Origin of the sequence: Streptomyces sp. M41, from assembly GCF_043673425.1 — a bacterium.
Taxonomy (GTDB): domain Bacteria; phylum Actinomycetota; class Actinomycetes; order Streptomycetales; family Streptomycetaceae; genus Streptomyces.
Genome location: NZ_JBIMKE010000001.1, coordinates 271,971 through 283,097, shown reverse-complemented (window position 1 = coordinate 283,097; position 11,127 = coordinate 271,971). Strand labels below are relative to the sequence as shown.

Sequence of the window (11,127 nt, the reverse complement as noted above, 5' to 3'; positions counted from 1 at the left end):
ACCGGAGGGGCGACAGCGGTGATGCGCCACAAGGCCATGGTCACATGCCGGGCGAGTGACGGCCGGACCTGGGTAGGCGAAGGCCCGTTCGTGTACAGGGGCCGGACCTCCGTTGCCACATGCGGAACGGCCGCGGTCACCTACGTCACATGGATCAGCCGCCCCAGAGGATAGCGAGCGAGCTGCCGGCTCAGGGTGCGTCCCAGTGAGTCGTGGCGCCGTCGCCGAGGAAGAGACTGGAGCGGTCGGTGCCGAAGATCCGGCGGTGTCGGTGTCACCCGGGCTTCCGGAACGCCCGCAGGGTGAACACCGGGTCGGGGCGGGGCCGGTCCTGGGCCGGCAGTTGTGCCAGGCGGGCGGCGAACTCGTCGGCCAGCTCGCCGGGCGGCAGGGTGACGAACCAGCCGCGGCGCAGGTCGGCGATCGTGCGGCGAGGACTGCGGCCCTGGCCGTGGCCCGTGAACCGGGACCGGCCCGCCGGGACCAGGCCGTGGCCGAGGGCGTGCGCCTCGACGACGGCCACCGCGTCCCGGGCGGGGCGGCGCGGGCGGGAGGCGAGCACGGCATCGATGTCGCTGCCCACGTTGTGGGCGGCGGCCTTGTCGACCGTGGTGACATAGACCCCGCCGGGCCGCAGCACCCGGGCGCACTCCCCCACGAGAGTCCGCACGTCCTCGTCGCCCTGCGCCAGATGCAGCAGCCACACGCTGCTGACGGCGTCGAAACGGCCGTCCCGGAACGGCAGCCGACGGCTGTCGGCAAGCACGACGGCGCCCGGCAGACGGGCAGCGGCCTGCCGGACCATGTTCGGCGCACGGTCGACGCCCGTCACGCGCAGGCCGCCCCGAGCCGCGGCGAGCCGTCGGGTCACGATGCCGGTGCCACAGCCGGCGTCGAGCAGGCTGCGCGTGCCGTGCGGCAGGAGTCCCAGCACGGCCTGCGCGGCAGCCGCCGCCCTGGCCTCGCCGCCGCGCGAGGCGTCGTAGCGCTCCGCTTCCTTGTCGTAGTCCAGCACGCGCGTCAGTGGGCGCCGTGGCCCGGGGCGAGTTCCTCGATCTTCCTGGCGAGGTCGAAGTCCCGCTCGGTCACGCCGCCGACGGTGTGCGTGTGCACGGTGAGGGACACCGTGTTGTAGCCGAGGGTGAGATCGGAGTGGTGGTCGAGCTCCTCCTGGACCTGGGCGATGTGCACGACCCATCGCCGTGGCCGCGAAGTGGGAGGACAGCCGGTAGGAGCGTGCGATGCGGTCGCCGTCCAGTGACCAGCCCGGCAGCTCCGCGAGCCGGTCCTCGATCTCCTTCTGCGACAGCGGTTCGAGGGGCATGGCCTCGCTCCTTCCTGGACGGTCGGCTTCATCCTCAGCCTGCCACAGCCGGGGCGCGACGGCCCTGGTCAGAGGGCGCCCGGGTCATTGGCGAGGGAGCCGGTCGGGTGAGGCGGGCGCGTGGCGCCGACCGTGCAGGCCGGTCGTCCGTGCGCGCCACCAGCCCGCTCACCAGGGGCGACGCCCGTCGTCCGGGCCCTGCGCGGGCCCGCTCACCAGGGATGCCCCGCGAGGACGACGCCCACCGACCGGCCGTTCCACACGCCCTTCGACTACGGTCGTACCCATGACCACCGTCCCGCCGGAACGCGTCTCCGCGCCCTCCGCCGCCTCCGCCCCCGCCGGCCAGGGCGTCGGCCCCCTGCTGCGGGCCTGGCGGGAGCAACGGCGGGTCAGCCAGCTGGAGTTGGCGCTGCGGGCCGACTCCTCGGCGCGGCACATCAGCTTCATCGAGACGGGCCGCTCCCGTCCGAGCGAGGAGATGGTGCTGCGGCTGGCGGAGCATCTGGACGTGCCGGTGCGGGAGCGCAACGCGCTGCTGCTGGCGGCCGGATACGCCCCGCACTACCCGGAGACCCCGCTGGACGACCCGGCGCTGGACGCGCTGCGCGCGGGCATGGAGCAGCTGATCCAGGGTTACGAGCCCTACCCCGCCCTCGTGGTCGACGCGATGTATCACGTCCACGCGGCCAACCGGGGCGTCCTGATGCTGCTCGACGGCATCCCCGAGCACCTCCTCACGCCCCCGCTGAACGCGATGCGCCTCACGCTGCACCCGCAGGGCCTCGCGCCGCGCATCCGCAACCTGCGCGAGTGGCGGGGGCATCTGCTCGCCCAGATGGACCGGCAGATCGCGCTGCGCCGCTCCGAGCCACTGCGCAGGCTGTACGAGGAGGTCGCGGCGTACCCGGTGCCGCCGGAAGCGGCCGGGGCCGCCGAACCGGCCGAGCCCGTCCCGTACTTCGCGCTGCCGATGCAGATCGAGCACGAAGGCCGCGTGCTGTCCTTCATCTCCTCGATCTCCACCTTCAACACCCCGATGGATGTGACCGTCGCCGAGCTGGCCATCGAGACACTTCTCCCGGCCGACCCGGCGACGGTCAAGTACCTTCAGTCGATGGTCTCCTGACGGACCTTCAACGCCGCGTGCTGGAGTGCCGCGAAGCCGGCGACGGTGAGCGCCTGGAGCACGGTCCACACCGCGCCCGTCGTGGTCGGCGACAGCCACAACGCGAGCGCGGCCAGGCTCAGGACGGACCAGGCGAGGTTGGCCTCGATCACGGCCCGCACCGGGAACGCCGCGGGGCGGGCACGGGCGGCGAGCGCGGCGACGCCGGCCGCGTACGCGACGAGGAACGCGCCGAGCCCGAGCAGCAGCCCCGAGTCCACCCCGAGGAGCCGGCCCAGCGGACCGGACACGGCGAGGTAGGCGAGGCCGTTCGCGCCCGTCACCATCGCGTCCAGGGCGAGGAAGCGGCGCAGCACGGTCTGCGGGTCGGAGGTCCGGGCGAGCGCGGTGAGCGCGGTGGCGGACATGACGAATCACCCTCCGTCGAGGTCGAGTTGAGATGCCGGGCCCGCGCCCCGGAACGGAGTGCGCCGCCCCGGGACGCGGTGCCTCAACGATGCCGCGCAGGGGGTGGGAGGGTCGATTACCCGGGAAGTAATGCGGCGCTCGAGGGCATCGGCGCCGTGCGGAGGCCGGTGAGTGAGGCGGGGCGGTGCAGAGGCCGGCCAAAGCAGCGGGGCCGTGCCGAGGCCGGCCAAAGCAGCGGGGCCGTGCCGAGGCCGGCCAAAGCAGCGGGGCCGTGCCGAGGCCAGAGGGACGGTGACGTGCAGAGGCCAGCCAAGGCAGCGGGGCCGGTCGGGGCAGCGACGCCACGCAGCGGCCGGCCAGGGCAGCGACGCCGCGGTGAGGGCGGTCAGAGGGGCGGGGACGTGCAGAGGCCGGTCAGAGGGGCGGGGACGTGCGGAGGTCGGTCAGGGCAGCGGGGCAGTGGGTGAGAACGGGCCGGAGGCCGAAGGGTGGGTGTGGGCCGCTTGCAGGAGGCGCGCGGCACCGCGGACCGCCGCGGTGTGCGGGGCCGGGACCACGCGCACCGGTGCGCGCAGCGGGCCGGCGAGGCGAAGGGTGAGACGACCGGTGATCTCCGGACGCAGGGCACCCCCGCCGGCCAGGAGGACGCCACGGCGCAGGGCGGCGGCGGCGCGTGCGGTGCGGTCCTGGCGGAGCATCGCGGTCAGCATCGAGGCCACCGTCTCGGTGAGCTGGTCCGGTGACGTGGGACCGGCCAGGTCGCCGGTGCCCAAGGGGGCGCGGCGCGCGTCCGTGACGGCTCCGTCGCACAGCAGGACCGCTTCGGTGAGGTGGGCGCCGATGTCGACCACCATCAGCGGGCGGTACATGTCCGCTTCGGCGGCCACGGCCACGCATCGGGCACTGGGCACGGTCAGGACGCTGTCCGGCCGCAGCACGTCGATCGCGGTGCGGGCCCGGGTGCGGTAGGCGACGCCGTCCAGGACGGGTGCGGTGACGATGACCATGGGCCGGGTGGAGCGGGGCAGGCGATGGCCGAGGAGGCGGTCCAGCATCCGGGCGCAGCCCGGGGGGTCGACGATGGCGCCGCGCTGGATGGGGTACGTCCCGTCGGTGCCGGGGGCCGTGACGGTCGGCGCGTCGACGATCACACCCTGGCCGGCGATCCAGGCGCGGGTGCGGACGCTGCCCATGTCGAGGGCGAGGCCGCAGCAGCGCCGGCACAGCGGCCAGGGCCGGTGCCGGGCGGCGGCACCGGCCGGGCGCCGGTGGGTGGTCACCGGATCGCCTCCCTGACCTGCTGGCAGCGGGCGCAGTAACGGGCCTGCGGCACGATCGTGAGCCGTTCCCGGTCGATGGGGCGCCGGCACAAGTGGCAGGCGCCGTAGGAGCCGTCGTTCATGCGGGTGAGCGCCGCTTCGACGTCGGCGAGGACCATCCGGGCCGTGGCGGCGAGCTTGACGTGGACCTCGATCTGCGCGGAGGCCCGCTGCCGGAGCCGGTCCTCGGCGCGGGAGGTGACGGGCCCGGTGAGCTGCCGCAGCTGCTCCTGGCGGAACAGCCGCTGCTCGTGCAGGTTCTCGCGCAGCGCGGCGAGATCCTCGGCCGACAGGTGCGCCGTACCGTCGCCGATGGTCTGGTGGTTCACCACATCACCCCTTCGAGGCAGGGCGTAGGAGGTCGCTACGAGCGTAGGTCAGTCGGCGAGACGTCGGCAGCCGACGCAGTACCGGGTGTACGGGAGGATCTCCAGCCGCTCCGCCGGCACGGGCCTGGCGCAGCCCAGGCAGGTCCCGTAGGTGCCGTCCTCGATACGGGCGAGGGCCGCCTCGATCTCTTCGAGGACCCGCCGCATCGCAGTCCGCTGCGCCGACAGCAGGTGATCGTCCGCGCTGTGCCCGCTCTCCTCGAGGGCTCGCAGCTGTGCCAGCCGGGAGGTGCGGGCGTCCTCCAGGAGCTGCCGGGCCTCCTGCGGGTGCGGCTCGGCCCTGGAGACATCGAGTGACATGGTCGGTCCCTTGGTCGGTGGGATGGTCGGGTGCCTTCCACCTTGGCCGGACCGGGCGCGGATACCCATCGGGCGCGGACCCCATTTGGGCCGGGGCAGAGGGTGTACACGGCGGCACCATGGGTGGTGGGTGCCCCCGGAAATGGGGTCCCGGCCCCATCGACGGGCGTCCGGGAGGCGGGCAGGCTGGCAGTCGGCTCACTCGTGCACCGGGTTCGCAGGACGCGGTGGGGCTGTGCGATGCCCGACAGTGGAGGTGAACCGACTCGGTGCAGAGGGAGGCAGGGGACCGGTGTCCTTGTTCTGGCGGATCTTCGCCCTGAACGCCGTCGTGCTGGGTACGGCGACCGCGCTGCTGTTGTGGGCTCCGGTGACGGTCTCCGTACCGGTTCTGCTCACCGAGGCGGTCATCCTGGTCGGCGGGCTGGTCGTCATGCTGGTCGCCAACGCCGCGCTGCTTCGGCTCGGTCTGGCCCCGCTGGACCGGCTCACCAAGCTGATGACCACCGTGGACCTGCTGCGCCCCGGCCAGCGTCTGCCCGCTTCCGGCGACGGCGGGGTCGCCGAGCTGATCCGCACGTTCAACGCGATGCTGGAGCGGCTGGAGCAGGAGCGGGCCACCAGCAGCGCCCGGGCCCTGCTGGCCCAGGAGGCCGAACGCCGCCGTATCGCACAGGAGCTGCACGACGAGGTCGGGCAGAGCATGACGGCCATCCTGCTGGGACTGAAGCGGGCCGCGGACGACGCCCCGGCGCCGCTGCGCGAGGAGCTGCACGAGGTGCAGGAGATCACCCGGGCGAGCCTGGACGAGGTCCGTCGCCTGGTGCGCCGGCTGCGGCCCGGGGTGCTGGACGATCTGGGTCTGGTCAGCGCGCTGACCTCGCTCACCGAGGAGATCGCCACCCACACGGGGCTGCGGGTCGGCCGTCGCTTCGACGCCGATCTGCCCGCGCTGGACCCGGAGACGGAACTGGTCCTCTACCGCGTCGCCCAGGAGTCGCTCACCAACGTCGCCCGCCACGCGGACGCCGAGCAGGTCACCGTCGCGCTGCGGCACACCGACGACACTGCCGTGCTGACGGTCACCGACGACGGCCGCGGCATCGAAGCCCCCCGCGAAGGCGCCGGAATCCGGGGGATGCGCGAGCGGGCCCTGCTCATCGGGGGCAATCTGGAGATCACCCCGGCGCCCCGCAGCGGCACCCGGGTCCAACTCACCGCACCCGTAGCGAGGAAGCAGTCCTGACCATGCCCGAGACGACCACGACCGCGAGCAGGATCCGCATTCTGCTCGCCGACGACCACGCGCTGGTCCGCCGCGGCGTACGGCTGATCCTCGATCAGGAGCCGGACCTCGAAGTGGTCGCCGAGGCCGGGGACGGCGCCGAGGCCATCGAGCTGGCCCGGACCCACGAGGTCGACCTGGCGGTGCTCGACATCGCCATGCCGCGTCTCACCGGTCTCCAGGCCGCCCGCGAACTGGCCGCCCTCAAGCCGGGCCTGCGGATCCTGATGCTCACGATGCACGACAACGAGCAGTACTTCTTCCAGGCCCTGAAGTCCGGGGCCAGCGGGTATGTGCTGAAGTCGGTGGCCGACCGGGATCTGGTCGCCGCCTGCCGGTCCGCGATGCGCGACGAGCCCTTCCTGTACCCCGGCGCCGTCACCGCGCTGATCCGCAACTACCTGGACCGGGCCCGCCACGGCGAGGAGACCCCCGACCAGATCCTCACGCCGCGCGAGGAGGAGGTCCTGAAGCTGGTGGCCGAGGGGCACTCCTCCAAGGAGATCGCCGACCTGCTGTTCATCAGCGTCAAGACCGTCCAGCGGCATCGCGCCAACCTCTTGCAGAAGCTCGGCCTGCGGGACCGCCTGGAACTGACCCGGTACGCGATCCGCGCCGGGCTGATCGAGCCCTGACGTCCAGCTCGCGCATCGCACACCACCAGGAGAGGGGGCGGCGTATGCAGCACACCGCGCACACCGCCCCCGGCGCCGCCCCCGGCAACGGCAACGGCAACGGCAACGGCAGCCGGAGGCCGGCTTTCGTCGCGGCGCTGGCGACCGTCGTGTCGGTGCTGTTGACCGCGCTGGGTGTCGTCGCCCCGCCCCCCGGCACGACCGCCGAGCGTCCGGTCGGCGCCGCCGCCCCCGCCGCGCACACCGGGCCGCTCGCCGACGACGGCTGCGACACCGCCTGCACCGTCCGGGCGGCGACCCGCCAGGAACCGCACGGCGAGCAGCCCACCCCGAACACCGGCTGCCCCGCCCGCTGCGGCCAGGGCGCGGACGGCACCGCCTCCCCACTCCCCCGGCTGCGCGCACCGGCCGAACCCCCGCCCTCCACAGAGCCGCACGCGCTGCGTGACCGTGGACGGGCGCCTCCCTCCTTCTCCGGCATCTGACACCCCCTGCCCCCCAGTTCCTCTCCTCACCAGCACCCGGCCGCGCGCTCCGTGGCCTCGGTGCGCCTGCCGGAGGCTCCCGTTGAACCGTTCCTCGCGCGTGCGCGCGCTGCTCGCCCTCGTCGTACTCGCCGTGTCCCTGTACGTCGCCGTCACCGTGCCGGTCCACCTCGGACTCGATCTGCGCGGCGGCACCCAGATCGTCCTCCAGACCCGCTCCACCCCGACCGCCGACGCCGACGGCGAGGCCACCGACCGCACCCTCGAGGTGCTGCGCGGCCGTATCGACGCGCTCGGCGTCGCCGAACCCACCCTCGTCCGCTCCGGCGACAACCGGATCATCGTCGAACTGCCCGGAGTCCAGGACCCGAAGAAGGCGGCCGAGGTCCTGGGCCGTACCGCTCAGCTCACCTTCCACCCGGTGCGCGCCACCGCCGACAGCGCCGACGACGTCGCACAGCCGCTGCCGAAGCGGCCCCGGGAACACGTCCTGCCCGACGAGTCCGGCGGGCTGCTGCGCCTCGGGGACGCGGCGCTGACCGGCGAGCACGTCGAGGAGGCCGCCGCCCGGTTCGACCAGGTCAGCGGCGCCGGATGGCACGTCACCGTCGAGTTCGCGGGCGCGGGGCGCGCCGGCTGGGCCCGGCTGACCGGCGAAGCCGCGTGCCACCCGGTGGGCGAACCCGCGCGGCGGGTGGCCATCGTCCTCGACGACAAGGTCATCTCCTCCCCTCAGGTCGACCCCGCCGTCTCCTGTGGGAGCGGCATCCGCGACGGCGCCACGCGGATCACGGGCGCCTTCGACGCGGACGAGGCCCGAGAGCTGTCCCTGCTCATCAACGGCGGCGCCCTGCCCGTGCCCGTCGAGACGGTGGAGCAGCGGACCGTGGGTCCGACCCTGGGCGCGCAGGCCATCGCCGCGAGCGCCTGGGCCGGGATCATCGGCACGGCGCTGACCTCGCTGTTCATCATCGTCGTCTACCGGCTGACGGGCTTGCTCGCCACCGTCGCCCTGGCCTGCTACGGCCTTGTCTCGTACGCCGCCCTGGCCGCGCTCGGCGCCACCCTCACCCTGCCGGGGCTGGCCGGTTTCGTGCTGGCGATCGGCATGGCCGTGGACGCCAACGTGCTGGTCTTAGAACGCGCCCGCGAGGAGTACACGTCCGGCCGGCGCGCCAGTACCCGGTCGGCGCTGGCGGCCGGGTTCCGCAACGCCTTCGGTGCGATCGCCGACTCGAACATCACGACGCTGATCGCGGCGGCCCTGCTGTTCTTCCTCGCGTCCGGTCCCGTGCGGGGCTTCGGTGTCACCCTCGGCATCGGCGTACTCGCCTCCATGTTCAGCGCCCTGGTGATCACCCGGGTGCTGGCCGAGTTCGCCGCGAACCGTCCCGCGCTGCGTCGCCGCCCCCACCTCACCGGCATCGCGACGACGGGCGGCGTACGGGACCGCCTCAGCCGCCGCGCACCCCGGCCCATGCGCCGTCCGCGCCGCTGGCTGGCCCTGTCCGCCGCCGGGCTCGTCCTGGCGGGTTCGGGCATCGCGGTGCGCGGTGTCGAACTCGGAGTGGAGTTCACCGGTGGCCGCCTCATCGAGTACGCCACCGCAGGCCCCGTCGACCCCGACCGGGTCCGCGCCGGGCTGGCCGACGCCGGCCATCCGCACGCCGTCGTGCAGTCCAGCGGCGACACGGGCCTGACGGTGCGCACCGATCGGTTGTCCGGCGCCGAGGAGGCCGAGGTCACCGACGCCGTACGCGACCTCACCGGTGGGGCGGACAAGGTCCGCGACGAGCTGATCGGCCCGAGCCTCGGTGACGAGCTGCGCCGGGGCGCGCTGGTCGCGCTCGCGGTGGCCCTCGGCGCGCAACTCCTCTATCTCGCGGTCCGTTTCCGCTGGGTGTTCGGTACCGCCGCGGTCGTCGCCCTCGCCCATGACGTGGTGATCCTCGTCGGCGTCTTCGCCTGGCTCGGCAAGCCCATGGACGGAGTGTTCCTCGCGGCTCTGCTCACCGTCGTCGGCTACTCGGTCAACGACTCGGTCGTCCTCTTCGACCGCGTCAGGGAACTGGCCCGACGCACCCCGAAGGCACCCCTGCCCGGCATCGTGGACCGGGCGATCCTCCAGACCCTGCCCCGCACCGTGAACACCGGCATGGGCGTCGCGTTCGTCCTGACCGCCCTGGCCCTGTTCGGAGGCCCCTCCCTGACCGACTTCGCCCTGGCCCTCCTCATCGGCCTGGCCGTCGGCACGTACTCCTCCGTCCTCACAGCCGCCCCTGTCGCCCTCCAGCTCCACCAGGTCACGTCACACCACCGCCGCTAGCGGCTGCCGCCCTCATCCGACAGATCGCCCCCGGCTGGACGACAGCCGGGGGCGACCGGATCGGATCAGTGCCGTGGGTCCGGAAGCAGCGAGGTCGCCATCCCGGCCAGGACCAGCCCGGCCGCGAGGAGCAGGCCCTGTGCCAGCGCCGTGCCCGTGATCACCATCGCCACGGCCAGAGCCAGCAGCGCCCAGGCCCGGCCGCGCCGGCGCCGGTACTCGCGTGGCTGACGAGGGTTCCCGGTCTCCAGGCCGCGGGCGAACCGAGGGTCGCTGCCTCGCGTCCGTGCCTCGAGCTCGTGCAGGGGATCCGTGCCGTGCCGCTCCATGACTCCTCCTCCGGGGCCGGGGAGGCAAGGGGTCCTGGCCGCCCTCGAGGCCACTGTCACACGCGCGCGTACGTCCTCCCATCGGGCCCAGCACCCATTTCCCCGGGTCACCGACGCCCACGAGGGCCGAGACCCCGCAATCACCACAGCCCGCCGCCGGCCGCCCCGCCACGACCCGCACCCGGCAGCCCCCGGGGGGCCAACTACCCGCCCTACCCGCCCCGTTCGCACGGCTGTGGGAACATGGCACACTGCACCCGTACTTTCGGCGCGTAGGGGAGGCGTGGCGTGAGTGAGCGGCGGCCCGCGCCGACCGTGGGCCAAGTGGTGCTCGGCAAGCGCCTTCAGGAGTTGCGGGAGGCGGCGGGACTGGGCCGTGACGAGGCGGCCCGCGTGCTGCGGGTGGCCGCGGCGACCGTGCGACGCATGGAGACGGCCGAGGTCGCGCTGAAGATCCCGTACGTGCAGGTGCTGCTGGAGACGTACGGCGTGCCGCAGGACGAGGCGGCCTCGTTCGTCGACCTGGCCGAGGAGGCCAACCGGCCGGGCTGGTGGCAGCGGTTCCACGACGTGCTGCCGGACTGGTTCAGCCTCTATGTGAGCCTGGAAGGCGCCGCCCGTATCGTCCGCTCCTACGAGCCGCACTTCGTGCCGGGTCTGCTGCAGACGGAGGCATACGCCCGTGCCGTGCTCCAGGCCGGGACGATCGGCCGGGCCGGGGCGGAGACCATCGAGCGGCACGTGGCGCTGCGGATGCGGCGGCAGCGCCTGCTGGAGCGTCCTGATCCGCCGCATCTCTGGGTGATCATGGACGAGACGGTGCTGCGGCGTCCGGTGAGCGCCGACGGCGAGGTGATGCGCGGCCAGGTGGACAAGCTGCTGGAGTTCGCCGAGCGCGACCGGGTCACGCTTCAGGTCGCGGAGTTCGCCTCCGGCCCGCACCCGGGGACGTACGCCCCTTTCACGCTGTTCCGCTTCGCCGAGCCGCAGTTGCCGGACATGGTCTACACCGAGTACCTCAGCGGCGCCCTCTATCTGGACTCGCGGAACGAGGTCGGTGTGCATCTGGAGGTGCTCGACCACATGTCGACGGTCGCCGCGTCGGCCGAGCGCACGAAGAAGATCCTTCGGGAGCGCCGCGAGGACTTCTGACCTGCGACGGCTCCGGCGGCACCGAAATCCCGACGACGACCCATGG

At 73.5% G+C, this 11,127-nt stretch carries 12 protein-coding genes and 1 pseudogene; 6 read left to right on the top strand and 7 right to left on the bottom strand.

Annotation, left to right across the window (positions count from 1 at the left end; translation table 11 throughout):
- Positions 1 to 274 precede the first annotated feature (274 nt).
- Together ACHBTE_RS01355 and ACHBTE_RS01350 are read right to left on the bottom strand one after the other, a co-directional pair.
- Positions 275 to 1,015: a class I SAM-dependent methyltransferase gene (locus tag ACHBTE_RS01355; protein ID WP_394721382.1), complete on the bottom strand. Its 741-nt coding sequence runs from the start codon at positions 1,013 to 1,015 to the stop codon at positions 275 to 277.
- Positions 1,016 to 1,020: 5 nt separating this feature from the next.
- Positions 1,021 to 1,324, bottom strand: a pseudogene (locus tag ACHBTE_RS01350) (4a-hydroxytetrahydrobiopterin dehydratase).
- 286 nt (positions 1,325 to 1,610) lie between these two features.
- Between ACHBTE_RS01350 and ACHBTE_RS01345 the strand changes: the two are divergent.
- The gene (locus ACHBTE_RS01345) at positions 1,611 to 2,453 is read left to right on the top strand and encodes a helix-turn-helix domain-containing protein (protein WP_394721381.1); all 843 of its coding nucleotides are present in this window, start codon (positions 1,611 to 1,613) and stop codon (positions 2,451 to 2,453) included.
- Here the strand turns inward: ACHBTE_RS01345 and ACHBTE_RS01340 are convergent.
- The 4 genes from ACHBTE_RS01340 to ACHBTE_RS01325 all read right to left on the bottom strand — a co-directional run bounded on the left by ACHBTE_RS01340 (position 2,435) and on the right by ACHBTE_RS01325 (position 4,869).
- On the bottom strand, positions 2,435 to 2,860 hold the full coding sequence (locus ACHBTE_RS01340) for a hypothetical protein (RefSeq protein ID WP_394721380.1): 426 nt from the start codon (positions 2,858 to 2,860) through the stop codon (positions 2,435 to 2,437). The two genes, ACHBTE_RS01345 and ACHBTE_RS01340, sit on opposite strands and share 19 nt — an antisense overlap.
- Positions 2,861 to 3,304: 444 nt before the next feature.
- Positions 3,305 to 4,141: a hypothetical protein gene (locus ACHBTE_RS01335; RefSeq protein WP_394721379.1), complete on the bottom strand. Its 837-nt coding sequence runs from the start codon at positions 4,139 to 4,141 to the stop codon at positions 3,305 to 3,307.
- A complete protein-coding gene (locus ACHBTE_RS01330) occupies positions 4,138 to 4,512 on the bottom strand; it encodes a TraR/DksA family transcriptional regulator (protein WP_394721378.1) in 375 nt (124 codons plus the stop codon). Before ACHBTE_RS01330 ends, ACHBTE_RS01335 begins: the two co-directional genes overlap by 4 nt.
- A gap of 45 nt (positions 4,513 to 4,557) precedes the next feature.
- A complete protein-coding gene (locus tag ACHBTE_RS01325) occupies positions 4,558 to 4,869 on the bottom strand; it encodes a TraR/DksA C4-type zinc finger protein (RefSeq protein WP_394721377.1) in 312 nt (103 codons plus the stop codon).
- Positions 4,870 to 5,161: 292 nt separating this feature from the next.
- Here ACHBTE_RS01325 and ACHBTE_RS01320 point away from each other — a divergent pair, with 292 nt between their 5' ends.
- The 4 genes from ACHBTE_RS01320 (at position 5,162) to secD (ending at position 9,600) form a co-directional block, all read left to right on the top strand.
- The gene (locus ACHBTE_RS01320) at positions 5,162 to 6,115 is read left to right on the top strand and encodes a HAMP domain-containing sensor histidine kinase (RefSeq protein WP_394721376.1); all 954 of its coding nucleotides are present in this window, start codon (positions 5,162 to 5,164) and stop codon (positions 6,113 to 6,115) included.
- A gap of 2 nt (positions 6,116 to 6,117) precedes the next feature.
- Positions 6,118 to 6,789: a response regulator gene (locus ACHBTE_RS01315; RefSeq protein WP_394721375.1), complete on the top strand. Its 672-nt coding sequence runs from the start codon at positions 6,118 to 6,120 to the stop codon at positions 6,787 to 6,789.
- Between the two features lie 44 nt (positions 6,790 to 6,833).
- Positions 6,834 to 7,274, top strand: a complete 441-nt coding sequence (locus ACHBTE_RS01310; protein ID WP_394721374.1) for a hypothetical protein — start codon at positions 6,834 to 6,836, stop codon at positions 7,272 to 7,274.
- Between the two features lie 82 nt (positions 7,275 to 7,356).
- Positions 7,357 to 9,600 carry a protein translocase subunit SecD gene (secD, locus tag ACHBTE_RS01305; protein ID WP_394721373.1) on the top strand — a complete coding sequence of 748 codons (2,244 nt, stop codon included), beginning with the start codon at positions 7,357 to 7,359 and terminating at the stop codon, positions 9,598 to 9,600.
- Between the two features lie 65 nt (positions 9,601 to 9,665).
- Here secD and ACHBTE_RS01300 read toward each other — a convergent pair whose 3' ends face one another.
- Entirely contained in the window at positions 9,666 to 9,929 is a 264-nt protein-coding gene (locus ACHBTE_RS01300; RefSeq protein ID WP_394721372.1) for a DUF3040 domain-containing protein, read from the bottom strand.
- A 288-nt stretch (positions 9,930 to 10,217) separates the two neighbouring features.
- On the opposite strand from ACHBTE_RS01300, the gene ACHBTE_RS01295 reads away from it, so the two are divergent.
- Positions 10,218 to 11,081, top strand: coding sequence for a helix-turn-helix domain-containing protein (locus ACHBTE_RS01295; RefSeq protein ID WP_394721371.1), 864 nt, complete (start codon positions 10,218 to 10,220; stop codon positions 11,079 to 11,081).
- Positions 11,082 to 11,127 lie beyond the last annotated feature (46 nt).